Origin of the sequence: Anabaena sp. UHCC 0204, assembly GCF_009711975.1 — a bacterium.
Taxonomy (GTDB): Bacteria; Cyanobacteriota; Cyanobacteriia; order Cyanobacteriales; family Nostocaceae; genus Dolichospermum.
The window spans coordinates 36,073-50,701 of the sequence record NZ_VIKW01000029.1 but is presented as its reverse complement, the minus strand read 5'-3'; the positions used below and the strand labels follow the sequence as shown (position 1 = coordinate 50,701).

Here is a 14,629-nt window from a genome sequence, read left to right as displayed (position 1 = left end):
TAAGTTTTTAACTATAGAGTCTTGTTGTAACCTGTTTTTTAGTAAAGCAGATTCTATCAGTTTATTCGTAAATCTAATTATCGCTTGTTGTTTTCCCAAAGCCCTTGTAGAGTCTACCCAATATTTCTTATCTGGTATTTGAGTCAAAAATTGAGCAGGTTCTATAACTTCTGCTGTTGCATAAATTCCTGCTTGCTTACCGGATATCCAAAGCATAACACCATCACCAGGTGCGATATCTTTAGTATAACGAGTTACTAACCAAGGTATTTGCTCTAATTCTTTAATAGCATCTAAAACTCGATAATACTTGGGATTACCCTGAAATAACCAGTAAGCCATATACGTTTACTTATAATTACCAAACTAAATTATACCATTATTGAGACGATTGATCTTACTGACATAATTAATTGTTATAACAATAGCTATAAAAATAAAAACCGTGAAAATAAATTCACGGCTTTAACAAAAATGTGGTGTGAGGAGACTTAACTTCCTTTATCATACTTCATCTCAAAAATAGAACTTAAATTACCGTAAATTTCTTTACAAAATAGTTATTTGATGACATATATATATTCTTAATATTTGTGACTTTATACCAAATTGTCACCGATTAAATCAACAATTGTAATTTTCGGAAATCAAAATCAATTCATTTTAATAGCCCTGTTTCTGGTTTAACTGTCACTTCACTGTAATCAAAAATGCCAAAAAGTTTCATCATTTTGAATTTTTAATTCCCAACGGGCTTGACTCGTACTGTCAGACATAGTATTATACATAACTAATAGAAGGGGAGTAGCTGCTGGCAGTAAATCAAGATTTTCTGCTCAGTATATCTAAGTCAACATACTGGTGATGAACCTGGTTTAGATAGCGAATAAATAAAGTATTTGAAAGCGAGACCTTCACTGACTACACATTTAAAAGTGTGGAGTTCAGTGAGGTTTTATGGCTCTCATTGATACTCCACACAGGTAAAAAATCCTTCAGGAGTTTAAGAGAGTGCTAACAGCTTTTACCGCAGGTTTATTACTAATTACCATTTCCGAACTAGGCGATAAAACATTTTTTATTGCTGTGATATTATCCATGCACCACTCGCGGCGCTTGGTATTTACAGGTGTCGTAGCTGCTTTAGCGGCTATGACTATTCTTTCTGTAATGTTTGGACAGGTAGTATCTTTTTTGCCCAAACAAATCATTCATTACGGCGAAATAACTTTATTTATTGCCTTTGGTTTGAAGTTAATTTATGATGCCAGTAAAATGCCTGTATCTGCGACTGAAGAAGTAGTAGAAGAGGCCAAAGAGGCGGTAGAAAAAGCCCATTTAGATAACTCCCAGCAAAAAAGTGTTTGGTCAATTTTACTCAAGTCCTTCATACTAACATTTATAGCAGAATGGGGCGATCGCACACAAATAGCTACCATAGCCCTAGCATCCAACAATAACCCCATTGGTGTGACACTGGGAGCAATATTAGGACACGCCATTTGTGCAGCGATCGCCGTTATCGGTGGTAAATTAATTTCAGGTAAAATTTCCGAACGGCAAATTACCTTCCTCGGCGGTTTCCTCTTCATCATCTTTGGTATAATCGCCGCCATAAAAGGAAAATGAACTGTAAACTACTGAGGTTAAAATAGCCTTTTCCTGTCAGTGAGGGTTGAGTTTGACGTTTATTCAATATCATTCCAAAACCCTCCGACATTCCAAACTTTATCAAAGTTTTCATTTTTAGCAGATGCTATACAAGGTGGCATTATAAAATTTTTAATAACAGCAACGACTTCATCAAACGTAAGTTGCGGTTTTCCTATGTTTGATTTCTTTAAAAAGGCTTTCCATTGTGTTTGTTTCTCTGGAGCATTACTAAATTCTTGGGTAAAAGCTAAAGGTTCTTTTGCTGGTATTTCTGTTTTGCGTCGTTTAAAAGTATTTCCTATAGCTTGGCAAAGTAAATCCCCTTGAAATTCAAAATCTTTACAAAGAAACCAAATATCATAAAAATCTTTCATGCGACTATTTTTTATACCTAAATCAACCATAGCTTGAAATTTCTCAGCTATTGCTGTTTCACGAGGATAGATTCTCAATATTGGCTTGGGAACATTTAGAATAGTATCAATTATCTGTTCTTTCGCATCGGGTGTAACAACATCACCAAATCCAATATCAACTTGAAGCGGACGGTGAATATTATTTAATTTTCCTATAATTTCAATTCTTACTCCTTCATACTGTTGATCTTCTTTTATGACTTGAGCTTTGATAGATTCTGGTAAGAAAATAATGCCATCTTCTTCACACTCTATTAAGCAAATTTCTTGAAAAACTTTTTCTATATGTTCGACTTCATTATTACCAAAACTCAGAAAATCTAAATCTTTCGTCGCTCTATGCGGTTCACCATTCCATACCTTAAAAAGTGTAGCTCCTTTCAAAATGAATTGTTGTTGATAGAGAGATTGACTAAGCCTATATAGTAGCCTTTCACCAAGATAAAGAATTAGTAAATAATTATAGTCTTCCCCTCTTTTTTTAGATAAGTTTAACAATCTAGAACGGATAGATGCTGCTATATTAGTAGACTTTTTCGATGTCATGGGAGTGATTCTAGATAAGGGCGCATTACATTATGAACTCGACAAATTTTAGCGTAATGCCATAGTTCATCCATTGAGCATCTTCTTTCTCTCCAACATTCTCTTAGTGCTTCAAGTGCTACATCTAGACCAATTTTGTTGCGAAATTTAAAACAATCCACAACTGTTTTAGCCAAAGAATATACCCGTACATTAACACCCTCTATTTGATGGTCTTCAATACCTTCTTCTAGAGATTGACCAGACATATAAACAATTCTCAGAGGTAGAAGATTATCTTTTGGTGGACGATGTTTGTGAGGAATAGCAAGCCATACTTCAAAAGGTGATTGCGTAGTTAGCTCATAAAAACTGAGTGCTGATAGAAGACAAACTACCCCACTAGGAACTCGTTTAGCAGTTTCAGCCAAAGTATGACTTTCTGTAATTTCAGCATCTGCAAAAGTATAAATACCACGAGCAGAATGTATGAGTAGTCCTTGCTGTTCAAGGCGTTTAATATACTCTCGGTGAATGCCTTGTTTTTCTATGTCTTTAGCTGTAATTATGCCTTTTTCACGAGCATAATCTAGCACTTGTTGTGTTTTTGACATAATTAAATCAATGGACTTAACTCCAACACTTTTGTTATCAAATGTGATAAAGTGCCAGCAGTAGTTAACAATTGCCTACAGTTTATCACAAATTTTTCTGTAACGCATCGTTAAAACTGAAAAGGTAAGTAAAAATAGAAGGAAAATAAATTCAGTAGGACTTACGCACAAGCAACGGAAAAACGAACCACGGAAACACGAAGGAAAGAGAGTTTGAAAGGTATTTTGCGTAAGTCCTATTCATGACTCGTAGGGGCGCAGAGTCCGCGCCCTTATCTTACGGAGTAGCCACAGGTGACGGCGTAGGTGACGAAGTAGCAGGAGGATTAGATACTGCTGCTGCCTTATTAATTTCGTCTTTATACTGAGCCGGCGCTAAAGCTGTGGCACTATCAAATAAAGGTTTTGCTTCATCAACCTTCCCTTGTTGCTTAAACAGCATTGCCTTTGCTAATACAGGACGAAAATCTTGAGGATCTTTCTTAATCGCTTGATCATATATAGAAACAGCCTGAGTATCGTTTTTTTGGAAAGCGTACACACTACCTAAAAGCACTTGTACAGCAACTACATCCACACTACCAGGCTGAATAGTATTAGCCTGATTAGCAGCAGCTAGACTTTCTTGTAATAAACCAATAGCTGCTTCCGGGCGCTTTTCACTTAATTGTAAATTCACCATTCCCTGTAAAGCCTTTAAATCACCGGGTTTTGTAGTTAAAATAGAGCGGTAAGTTTGGGCTGCTCCCTCCTTATCGCCAATTTGTTGTTTTGCTTGTGCTAATAAAACCCCATACTCTGACTGTTGAGGATTGAGTTTAGAGAGTTTTTCCAAAGGTTCAATCACACCTTGAATATCCGCCGGTTTAACTTCACCTTGGCTTTTTTGACTCAACAACTCCAGACGCGCTTGCAAAAGTCCTTTTAATGCAGTTTGATTTTCTGCATCTTTTTGTAAAACTAATTCATAACCCCGGACTTGATCTTCCAGTTTTGACTTTTGTTCGGGTGAAGATACATTATTGTCACCATTGCCCTGATTTTGTGGTGATGATTGGGGATTATTAAACGCTGTCAGTATAGGCATCACAGAAACACCCACAAAAGCCACAACAGCAAAAGCTAACACCACTCGAACTATCCACCGATTACGTGATTCAGACACAATATTATTTTGCTCCTAAATGGTCATGAGATGAATGGCAAAGTTAAAAATTTCCAAAACTTTGCGGAATACGGTCATTTGTCTGTGAATTTTATAACAAATAAATATCTATCCTGCTAAAGTAAGTGATGACTTTAGGAAGACCCGTCAGAATTATCGCTATGCTATGCTTCCGTTAGCGTAGCGTGGCGTTAGCCATAACTGGATTAAAGACGCTAAATTACACATTTAGTGTATAAATGTGATGTTTTGCGTCTTTATGTTCGTACAGGGCATTCTAAAGTGGCTAGATTAAAAGTGAATATACTTTGATCAACCATACACTTGCTCTTTTCATCTGTCTTTGTCAAATCCCACAATGGGATATGTCTTGTGCCGCAAGGAGTTTTTATGAATTCCGACCTGATGCCGTCTTCTGAATCTTCAAATTCTACCGCCTCTAAACCAGGTATAAAAGAGATTGAATCCGCTGTTAATGCTAATACATTAGCAGACCAATCCTCTAAACTGGAAAATTCTGTCATTGACCTGAACAAGCCTGAGTCTAATGGACATTTGGCTAATCGAGAACAACCAATTCCACCCCCCAGCGAACCCACTCAGTACCGAGCTATTGGGTTAATTAGGGGATGTTACCAAGCTAGTAGTGAACAGTTTACCCAAGGAACGCTGCTTACTACCGATGGGGTTGAACTCAACGCCGTCCTTTTAGGTCGGATTATGAGTTTGGTCAAAAATCACTTAGACCTAGAAAAAGAACATCTATGGGTAGTTTATCCCCGCACCAGACAAGAAAATGACGCATTGCATCTGCAAATTGTTGGCGTTTGGGAACCAGAAAATCTAGCGAAACATGAGCTAGATGATGACAGCCCAGATTCAACTACGCAAAAGTTACATAACTCCGAAGTAGTTGCTGATAGCGGTAGCGTAGCGTTAGCCATTCATCCAAAACCTTCATCAGCAATACCTGATGGTGGCTTTTCTGTGCGTGGTGAGGTAGTTTACCAGTCTTTTGACGAAAAGAGTTTAGTTGTGAAAATCAAACAAGCTCCCCGTAAACCTACCGATAAAGCTAAATATTTTAAGTTGAAACTTAAGGGCATATTAACCACCAAAGCTGTAGGTAAGTTCTGGGACTTCAACGTTAAACGAGAAGCTGACGCATTAGTAGTAGTCAATGCCGAAGCGATCGCTGATTTACCCAAAAAACGCAGACCACCATTCAAAGGCGCGCCTCGTGGTGGTGGCGGTGGCGGTGGTGGTAGTAGAAGACCATTTCTTCCCAGACGCAATGGAGAAGCCCCTCGTCCAATTAGAAAGACAGCGGGTGATCCCACGGTTATCACCAAACCCATACCAAAAACCCCCACTCCTATGCCCGTTAAAAAGCCTAAACCAACTGCGGATTAATTGTCAGTGGTCAGTGGTCAGTGGTCAGTGGTCAGTGGTCAGTGGTTAGTGGTAATTGAAAAAACTATTACCCATGACCCATGACCAATTACCCAAGGTCAAAATTCCGTCCAACGGTCTTGGGGTAGAAAAGAACGCTCCATAGGAATTGAAGCTACTGGTTCAGTCAGGGTAAATATCCCTTCTGTAATCCATTGTTTCAATTCCTGGGCTACTTTTCGGGAAAGAAATAGGCTGGCTAAAGATGCTACTCGTACCGTTCTCCCTTCAATAGTAATGCGCCCAGATTTAAGTTGAGCGTAACTTACTAAACCGAAGGTAGGACGGACACGACGGGGAATAGAAAAATCTACAATTGGCGCTACCAGGTCTTTGTCTTGCACAGCACAGCGTTCTACCACACCAGCATTTAAAACTGGTAATGGAACTCCTACACCCATCATCAAAGATGGTCCATAGCTTTTAAAATAACAGCCTCTGATCCATCGCGCGTCCATTTGTTTAGCATCACCAATTAAGGCTAAAGTTGCCGATGGTCCAATAGGTGTCCGATTTTCTAACCGTTTTTGCAGAGGGAAATGTTGTGTCCCTTCCCAAGCGACGTAACCAATACCCCCAGCTAAAAAAATCTTTGTCCCAATCCCAACAAGTTGTAAATCGGGGTCATTGAGTAAGGGTGACAGTGAACCAGGGTTAGAATAAACTGCATTTCCTAAGCGTGGTTGTAGTGGTCCTAAATAAGTATGAAGTGGGCGATCGCCTCCATTCACGCCAACAATAAAATTTTGATAAAGATTGCGCGGATTAAATAAATAAAACTGATTGATAGTGTCACGAGTAATAGTGGTTTCAAATGTGGCTCTAGGGTAGCAATCGGTAACTTGGCCAACAGCGCGAACTTGGATAGATTTTCCCGCAATTAGATCCTCAATGACATGGCCACCACCACGTTCTCGCACTTCTTCCCCATCTATAGAATCAACAGCACAACTAGCACCTAAGTATAAATCTACTGCCCCAAAACCAGCATAAGCTGGTACTCCATCTAACCAACAACGCCGAATTTTAATCGGTGGATCAGTATGTCCTAAGTTAATAATTGCACCACTTGATTCCATTGGCTCAAATGTGCCAGTAGTAATTACATCTACTTGCTTGGCAGCTTTATTGACACCAATTTCTGCAACTCGCGCTTTTAATTCTTCCGCAGTCCAGACTACAGCACGTTTCTGGCTGATTTTTTCATTAATTTCCGCAATTGTTCGCATTTTTTATTTCAGCGGAATCATAATTTCAACACTGTTCCCTATTCCCTATTCCCCGGTTTAATTTTTATCTGGTTTGACTACTAACACCGAACAGTTGGCCTCTTCCATTACTTGACTACTCACAGAACCCTGGACAATCTTCTTGATCCCAGTTAAACCGCGACTACCAATGAGAATCAACTCAGCTTTATAAATGTTAGCTAGGCAAATAATTTCCGCTGCTGGATCGCCACTCACTACTTCTAATTCACTTTTGAATGATAATCTCGATTGGTAAGTTTGCAACTGTTTTTCCAGTTGTAAATAGGAAGTCCTAGATGAGTCTGATTGCGGACGATCTGCCGGTTGTTCTATATCTTCCTCTGGGGTGGGAATCACGTGACAAAGAACAACTTTGGTATCGGGCGATAGTACCAAATTATCTAAAGTCTGAATGACTCTTTCAGTGATGTCCGAGCCATCCAGAGCTACCAAAACAGTATTTAGCACCACTCCTGTCTCCTCAAAAAAATGTTCTGTAAAGGACTATCGGCACGCTTGGTGAACACGCTTTTGAGACCGTACTTACAGAGTAGGAGAAAAATCATATCACGTTTTTACAAAATTTTAGTTTTTAGCTTACTTAGTAATGGCAATTACTCCTCTACTCTGAGTCTAACGGAATCAGCATGGGAAGGTAAACCCTCTGTAGTTGCTAATATGTCAATGGCAGATGCTACTTTTTGCAGTGCAGTTTGTGAGTATTGGATAATACTTGAGTGTTTTAAAAACGTTTCTACCCCCAAAGCCGAAGCATAACGGGCTGCACCGGAGGTCGGTAGGGTATGATTGGGACCAGCTAAATAGTCTCCTACTGCTTCTGGTGTGGAACTACCCAGGAAGATTGCCCCTGCATGGCGAATATGGTTAATTAAAGCCCAAGGATCGGCAACTTCTAATTCTAAGTGTTCTGGTGCAAACTCGTTGGAAAGTTCTGCTGCTGCTTCTAGGGATTCCACCACCACGATTAAACCATAATGGGCGATCGCCTTTTCCGTATCTATCCGTCGAGGGTGATCTACCAATTGTCTTTCCACCGCCATTTGCACTTTTTTGGCCAATCCAGCATCCGTTGTCAGTAAAATTGCTGCGGCCATGGGGTCATGTTCTGCTTGGGCTAACAAGTCAGCCGCCACATACACAGGATTGGCTGTTCCATCAGCAATTACTAATACTTCGCTAGGTCCGGCTAAAGAATCAATTCCTACAGTTCCATAAACTAATTTTTTGGCCAAGGTGACATAAATATTACCAGGTCCTGTAATGACATTGACTTTAGGAATTGTTTCTGTACCATAGGCTAAAGCAGCGATCGCTTGAGCGCCACCAATTCGGTAAATTTCCTGGACTCCCGCTTCTTGGGCAGCTACCAAAACCGCAGGATTAACCATTTTTCCGCCTCTAGCAGGTGTCACCATCACCACACGGGGGACACCTGCCACTTTCGCCGGAATGGCGTTCATTAACACTGTACTGGGATAACAAGCCCGACCACCTGGTATATATAAGCCGGCTCTGTCTACAGGGGTGTAGCGTTTGCCCAATACTACTTCATCATCGCCAAACTGTACCCAGCTTTTGGGAACTCGCTGACGGTGAAAAGTTTCTATTTTTTGGCAAGCTAGGCGAATAGACTGGAGCAAATCCTTAGATACCTGTTGGTATGCTGCATCTAGTTCTGATCCTGTCACCCTTAGCTCTTCTGCTTTGAGGGTTTGGTGATCAAATTCGGCTGTATAATGTAGTACAGCTTTGTCACCTTGGCGCTTCACCGCTTGCAACACTTCCCGCACTGTTGCTTCTTTGTGAAGTACCTGTTCGTCCTGGGTGCGTTCGCAGATTCGTTGAAGTTCTGCTCCAACGTCTGCCTGCTGAGTAATGATTCGCAGCATGGAGTAAAGACAATGCCAAATTTTACAATATCTTAGACAAGAACCAGTTGGGCTTTTTACCTGCTAGGGTATGAAGCTGAATATGGTTCTCTTCTCTAGCTTAACCTGGATTTTTTTTGATACTACTTTATAAAAGTCCTAAAGCTTAGAAATTTTATACCCTCTGTCCCTGAATTGCTGGGGATTGCATCTTATTTTTGGTCTGATACTCCATTTTAATCTATTTTTTCTCACCCAGACATCAGCTATTACGTCTAAAATAAAAAAATTTTTTTCAGAAATTATAACATCAGCAAGAATAATGCTATATTTATTAAACCTAGTAGTGTGTGTACATAATTAATAGTCTTTTTTGGAATTACTGTGGCGAATACAAAATCTGCTCTTAAACGCGCCCAAATCGCAGAACGTAATAGACTGCGTAATAAAGCATATAAATCAGCCGTTAAGACGCTGATGAAGAAATACTTTAGTTCTGTAGAAGCTTATGCTGCTAATCCGACAACAGAACTCAAGCAGGAAGTGGAAGTAAGAATGTCCGAGGCTTACAGCAAAATTGATAAAGCTGTGAAAAAAGGCGTGCTTCACTCCAACAATGGAGCAAGGAAGAAGTCAAGATTGGCTCAAAAACAGAAAACAATCACGGCTTAGTCAATAGTCAGTGGTTTGTTTACTAATCTGTAAAACTGTTAATTTGCCTATTTTCTGAAAGTAAAAGTATTGTGCAGTGGGCATCTTGCCCGCCTGACAATGCAAATTAAAAGTTTATTAGTTAAATAACCACTGGCAATGGATAACTAACAAGCTATGCAACTGATAGATACCCACGTACACATTAACTTTGATGTTTTTCAGCCAGATTTAGCAGCAGTCCGATCTCGATGGCAAGAGGCAGGAGTAGTACGATTAGTACACTCATGTGTTCACCCGCAAGAATTTGCGAGTATCAGCCAAATAGCAGAGCAGTTTCCTGAACTTAGCTTTGCTGTAGGGCTGCATCCCCTAGATGCTGATAAATGGGATCACTCCTGTGCCGCACAAATCAGGTCTTTGGCCAGTTCTCATTCCCAAGTTGTCGCAATTGGGGAAATGGGGTTGGATTTTTACAAAGCCGATAACTACGAGCATCAGCAAGAAGTGTTTGCATCACAATTAGCGATCGCTTGTGAACTCAATTTACCAGTGATCATCCATTGTCGTGATGCTGCACCGGCAGTCAGAGATGTATTGCAAAAATGGCGAGAAAATCAGGGGGAAAGGTTACGGGGTGTCATGCACTGTTGGGGAGGGACACCAGAAGAAACCCAATGGTTTCTAGATTTAGGTTTCTACATCAGCTTTAGCGGAACAGTGACATTCAAGAATGCTCAAACTATCCAAGCTTCAGCGGCAATGGTCAATAGCGATCGCTTGCTTATAGAAACAGATTGTCCCTTTTTATCACCCGTTCCTAAACGTGGTGAAAAACGCAATGAACCCTCCTATGTTCGTTATGTAGCGGAGCAACTAGCAAAACTACGAGGAGAAACATTAGAGGAAATTGCCCAGAAAACCACCCAAAATGCTTGTAAATTATTTGGTCTAGCATTATAGATGACAATCAAGTTCCTCATATTAGTGCTGATTTAATCAAGAGTAGACCTTTGGAGGATAAAAATGTGCTAAAATTATTCCCTCCAAAACATTTAGGTTAAGCCATAATGGTAAAGGAAGGATAATAACTCCTAAAACTCAATTTGTGCTGTTATCAACCTGATATTGGCCAGCTTGAGAATTTGTGGTTTTAGCCTGAGGATGAATTTAATCCTCATGCTCATTGAGCAGCTAAATCTAAAATCCAAAATTGTCTGTCCATCCACTTAAATCTCTACAAACGGATGCTCTCAATAAATAACAAACTGTGGCAACCTTGGTTGACTGAAAATTTTGAAAACAGCAATCCTTTGGTATATCAAACCTATAGAAAATCGTTAAAAGTAATTGTCTTATCCAGACAATCATAGCAATAACAAATCCATAATGCCATGGCTAACGCCACACTGCGCTATTCCATCCGAATCTCGCTGCAATCCTCAGTTTTGGAATCTCACAGCCAGGATGAAGTATTAGACATGAAGTGTGAAGTATGAAGAAGTGTGAAGTAAAAAAACTGTGAGCAAATAGCCAAACAGTATATAGCCTTCATCATCCACAATTCATATTTTAGCATGAAGCCTCAAGGCAAACTCCACCAACAGCGGACAGAAAGTTTAACCAGGTTGATAAAGGTAAAGGCATGAATAACGACGACAAATACATGGAATCCGCCTTTCTGTTACCCGACTTGATTGAAATCCAGCGTTCTAGTTTTCGCTGGTTTCTAGAAGAAGGGCTAATAGAAGAACTCAACTCCTTTAGTCCAATTACAGACTACACAGGTAAACTAGAACTGCACTTTTTAGGTAATAACTACAAACTCAAAGAACCTAAATACAGTGTTGAAGAATCCAAACGGAGAGATAGCACTTATGCAGTGCAAATGTACGTTCCCACGCGTCTACTAAACAAAGAAACAGGAGACATTAAAGAACAAGAAGTATTCATTGGCGATCTGCCCTTGATGACAGATAGAGGCACATTTATTATCAATGGAGCCGAGCGCGTCATTGTCAATCAGATAGTGCGATCGCCTGGAGTTTACTACAAATCAGAAATTGATAAAAACGGACGACGTACCTATTCAGCCAGCTTAATTCCTAACCGGGGTGCATGGCTCAAATTTGAAACAGATCGTAATGACCTTGTTTGGGTACGGATTGATAAAACCCGCAAACTATCAGCCCAGGTATTGCTGAAAGCTCTAGGATTATCAGACAACGAAATCTTTGATGCTCTCCGTCATCCAGAATACTTCCAGAAAACCATTGAAAAAGAAGGGCAATTTTCCGAAGAAGAAGCCCTAATGGAATTATACCGGAAACTGCGTCCAGGTGAACCACCCACCGTACTAGGTGGACAACAGCTTTTAGACTCACGTTTCTTCGACCCCAAACGCTATGATTTAGGTCGAGTTGGTCGTTATAAGCTCAACAAAAAACTCCGTCTTTCCGTCCCCGACACTATGCGCGTCCTCACAGCAGGGGACATTCTAGCCGCTATTGATTATCTAATTAACCTAGAATATGACATCGGTAGTATTGATGACATTGACCACCTCGGAAATCGCCGAGTCAGAAGCGTTGGTGAATTACTACAAAACCAAGTCAGAGTAGGTTTAAATCGGTTAGAAAGAATTATTCGCGAACGGATGACAGTATCCGATGCTGAAGTTCTCACCCCCGCATCTCTAGTCAATCCCAAACCCTTAGTAGCAGCCATCAAAGAATTCTTTGGTTCAAGCCAACTGAGTCAGTTTATGGATCAAACCAACCCCCTAGCAGAATTGACCCATAAACGTCGCCTCAGCGCCTTGGGACCGGGAGGTTTAACCAGAGAGAGAGCCGGTTTTGCAGTTCGAGATATTCACCCCAGCCACTACGGACGTATTTGCCCTATTGAAACACCAGAAGGACCAAACGCCGGATTGATTGGCTCATTGGCTACCCATGCCCGTGTTAACCTTTACGGCTTTTTAGAAACCCCCTTTAGACCAGTAGAAAACGGTAAAGTCCTATTTGACGTTCCCCCTGTCTACATGACAGCAGACGAAGAAGACGACCTCCGGACAGCTACAGGTGACGTTCCACTAGATGAAAACGGTTACATCAAAGGACCACAAGTTCCAGTCCGCTATCGCCAAGACTGGACTACTACTAGTCCCGAACAAGTGGATTATGTAGCAGTCTCCCCAGTGCAAATTGTCTCAGTTGCCACCAGCATGATTCCCTTCTTGGAACATGACGACGCTAACCGGGCGCTAATGGGTTCTAATATGCAGCGCCAAGCTGTCCCCCTCCTCAAACCAGAACGCCCTTTAGTGGGAACAGGTTTAGAAGCACAAGCCGCTAGAGACTCCGGAATGGTCATAGTTTCCCGGACACATGGCGATGTGGTTTATGTTGATGCTACAGAAATTCGTGTCCGCGTCAGTGGTCAGTTGTCCGCAGCCAGTGGCAGTCAAGTAATTGAGAAAGGTCAAGAAATTAGATACAACCTTTCCAAATACCAGCGTTCTAACCAAGACACCTGTTTAAACCAAAAACCACTAGTAAGAATTGGTGAAAAAGTTGTCGCCGGACAGGTATTGGCAGATGGTTCTTCTACCGAAGGTGGAGAACTGGCACTAGGACAAAACATCGTCGTCGCCTATATGCCCTGGGAAGGCTACAACTACGAAGATGCAATTCTAATTTCCGAGCGCCTAGTCCAGGATGATATCTATACTTCCATTCACATTGAAAAATATGAAATCGAAGCCAGACAGACAAAGCTAGGACCAGAGGAAATCACTAGAGAAATTCCTAACGTAGGGGAAGATTCCCTTCGTCAATTAGACGAACAAGGCATTATCCGCATTGGCGCATGGGTAGATGCTGGGGATATTTTGGTGGGTAAAGTTACTCCCAAAGGTGAGTCAGACCAACCCCCAGAAGAAAAACTCCTGAGAGCTATCTTTGGTGAAAAAGCCCGTGATGTCCGCGACAACTCCTTGCGAGTCCCCAATGGTGAAAAAGGTCGCGTTGTGGATGTGCGCCTATTCACCCGTGAACAAGGGGATGAACTCCCACCTGGTGCAAATATGGTGGTGCGGGTGTATGTTGCCCAAAAACGCAAAATCCAAGTCGGGGACAAAATGGCCGGGAGACATGGCAACAAAGGGATTATTTCTCGCATTCTCCCGGCGGAAGATATGCCCTATTTGGCTGATGGTTCACCGGTGGATATTGTCCTCAATCCCTTGGGTGTTCCCAGCCGGATGAATGTGGGTCAGGTGTTTGAATGTCTCCTTGGCTGGGCTGGACATAATCTCGGTGTCAGGTTCAAGATTACTCCTTTTGATGAAATGTATGGTGAGGAAACTTCCCGCCGCCTGGTACATGGCAAGCTCCAAGAAGCTAGGGACGAAACAGCTAAAGACTGGGTATATAATCCCGATGATGCGGGAAAAATCATGGTCTACGATGGTCGCACTGGTGAACCCTTTGACCGTCCTATTACTGTCGGTGTCGCCTATATGCTCAAACTGGTGCATTTGGTAGATGACAAAATTCACGCCCGTTCCACCGGACCATACTCTTTGGTAACTCAACAACCACTGGGCGGTAAAGCTCAACAAGGTGGACAAAGGTTTGGAGAAATGGAAGTTTGGGCGCTGGAGGCTTTCGGTGCTGCTTATACTCTGCAAGAATTGTTAACAGTCAAATCTGATGATATGCAAGGTAGAAATGAAGCCCTGAATGCCATTGTCAAAGGTAAGGCTATTCCCCGTCCCGGCACTCCAGAATCTTTCAAGGTGTTGATGCGCGAGTTGCAATCCTTGGGCTTGGATATTGCCGTCCATAAAGTAGAAACCCAAGCAGATGGTAGTTCTCTCGATGTGGAAGTAGACCTCATGGCGGACCAAGCCAACCGCCGGACACCACCCAGACCAACCTACGAATCCCTTTCCCGTGAATCTTTGGAAGAGGAAGAATAACAATTAACAATTGACAATTAACAATTGACA

12 protein-coding genes are annotated in these 14,629 nt (G+C 41.4%); 5 read left to right on the top strand and 7 right to left on the bottom strand.

Features of this window, described 5'->3' with window-relative positions; all coding sequences use genetic code 11:
• Positions 1–342 (bottom strand): EVE domain-containing protein (locus tag FJR04_RS19955; protein ID WP_168498012.1); only part of this gene is annotated, 342 nt, incomplete at its 3' end.
• 669 nt (positions 343–1,011) lie between these two features.
• Between FJR04_RS19955 and FJR04_RS19950 the strand changes: the two genes are divergently transcribed.
• A complete protein-coding gene (locus FJR04_RS19950) occupies positions 1,012–1,629 on the top strand; it encodes a TMEM165/GDT1 family protein (protein WP_168498010.1) in 618 nt (205 codons plus the stop codon).
• A gap of 59 nt (positions 1,630–1,688) precedes the next feature.
• On the opposite strand, the gene FJR04_RS19945 is transcribed toward FJR04_RS19950, so the two are convergent.
• The 3 genes from FJR04_RS19945 to FJR04_RS19935 form a co-directional block, all read right to left on the bottom strand.
• A complete protein-coding gene (locus FJR04_RS19945) occupies positions 1,689–2,615 on the bottom strand; it encodes a nucleotidyl transferase AbiEii/AbiGii toxin family protein (RefSeq protein ID WP_168498008.1) in 927 nt (308 codons plus the stop codon).
• Positions 2,612–3,208 (bottom strand): type IV toxin-antitoxin system AbiEi family antitoxin domain-containing protein, encoded by a 597-nt coding sequence (locus FJR04_RS19940; RefSeq protein WP_168498006.1) that lies wholly within the window; start codon positions 3,206–3,208, stop codon positions 2,612–2,614. The genes FJR04_RS19945 and FJR04_RS19940 overlap by 4 nt, the downstream gene beginning before the upstream one ends.
• 277 nt (positions 3,209–3,485) lie before the next feature.
• Complete coding sequence (locus tag FJR04_RS19935; RefSeq protein ID WP_168498004.1) at positions 3,486–4,373, bottom strand: tetratricopeptide repeat protein; 888 nt, start codon at positions 4,371–4,373, stop codon at positions 3,486–3,488.
• Between the two features lie 390 nt (positions 4,374–4,763).
• Between FJR04_RS19935 and FJR04_RS19930 the strand changes: the two genes are divergently transcribed.
• Positions 4,764–5,786 carry a hypothetical protein gene (locus FJR04_RS19930; protein ID WP_168498001.1) on the top strand — a complete coding sequence of 341 codons (1,023 nt, stop codon included), beginning with the start codon at positions 4,764–4,766 and terminating at the stop codon, positions 5,784–5,786.
• Between the two features lie 98 nt (positions 5,787–5,884).
• Here the strand turns inward: FJR04_RS19930 and FJR04_RS19925 are convergent, their stop codons facing one another.
• From FJR04_RS19925 to hisD, 3 genes are all read right to left on the bottom strand, one after another.
• On the bottom strand, positions 5,885–7,054 hold the full coding sequence (locus FJR04_RS19925) for a homocysteine biosynthesis protein (protein WP_168497999.1): 1,170 nt from the start codon (positions 7,052–7,054) through the stop codon (positions 5,885–5,887).
• A gap of 57 nt (positions 7,055–7,111) precedes the next feature.
• Positions 7,112–7,543 (bottom strand): universal stress protein, encoded by a 432-nt coding sequence (locus tag FJR04_RS19920; RefSeq protein WP_168497997.1) that lies wholly within the window; start codon positions 7,541–7,543, stop codon positions 7,112–7,114.
• A gap of 146 nt (positions 7,544–7,689) precedes the next feature.
• A complete protein-coding gene (gene hisD / locus FJR04_RS19915; RefSeq protein ID WP_168497994.1) occupies positions 7,690–8,985 on the bottom strand; it encodes a histidinol dehydrogenase in 1,296 nt (431 codons plus the stop codon).
• Positions 8,986–9,348: 363 nt separating this feature from the next.
• On the opposite strand from hisD, the gene rpsT reads away from it, so the two are divergent.
• From rpsT to rpoB, 3 genes are all read left to right on the top strand, one after another.
• Positions 9,349–9,636 carry a 30S ribosomal protein S20 gene (gene rpsT / locus FJR04_RS19910; protein ID WP_168497991.1) on the top strand — a complete coding sequence of 96 codons (288 nt, stop codon included), beginning with the start codon at positions 9,349–9,351 and terminating at the stop codon, positions 9,634–9,636.
• Positions 9,637–9,792: 156 nt separating this feature from the next.
• On the top strand, positions 9,793–10,578 hold the full coding sequence (locus tag FJR04_RS19905; RefSeq protein ID WP_168497989.1) for a TatD family hydrolase: 786 nt from the start codon (positions 9,793–9,795) through the stop codon (positions 10,576–10,578).
• Between the two features lie 682 nt (positions 10,579–11,260).
• Positions 11,261–14,599: a DNA-directed RNA polymerase subunit beta gene (gene rpoB, locus FJR04_RS19900; protein ID WP_168497987.1), complete on the top strand. Its 3,339-nt coding sequence runs from the start codon at positions 11,261–11,263 to the stop codon at positions 14,597–14,599.
• The last annotated feature ends 30 nt before the right edge of the window (positions 14,600–14,629 follow it).

What these genes read in the sequence shown, in the direction of transcription:
- FJR04_RS19945 (WP_168498008.1), bottom strand. Translation starts at nt 2,615, where the DNA reads ATGACATCGAAAAAGTCTACTAATATAGCAGCATCTATCCGTTCTAGA.
- FJR04_RS19940 (WP_168498006.1), bottom strand. Translation starts at nt 3,208, where the DNA reads ATGTCAAAAACACAACAAGTGCTAGATTATGCTCGTGAAAAAGGCATA.
- FJR04_RS19930 (WP_168498001.1), top strand. Translation starts at nt 4,764, where the DNA reads ATGAATTCCGACCTGATGCCGTCTTCTGAATCTTCAAATTCTACCGCC.
- FJR04_RS19925 (WP_168497999.1), bottom strand. Translation starts at nt 7,054, where the DNA reads ATGCGAACAATTGCGGAAATTAATGAAAAAATCAGCCAGAAACGTGCT.
- hisD (WP_168497994.1), bottom strand. Translation starts at nt 8,985, where the DNA reads ATGCTGCGAATCATTACTCAGCAGGCAGACGTTGGAGCAGAACTTCAA.
- FJR04_RS19905 (WP_168497989.1), top strand. Translation starts at nt 9,793, where the DNA reads ATGCAACTGATAGATACCCACGTACACATTAACTTTGATGTTTTTCAG.
- rpoB (WP_168497987.1), top strand. Translation starts at nt 11,261, where the DNA reads ATGAATAACGACGACAAATACATGGAATCCGCCTTTCTGTTACCCGAC.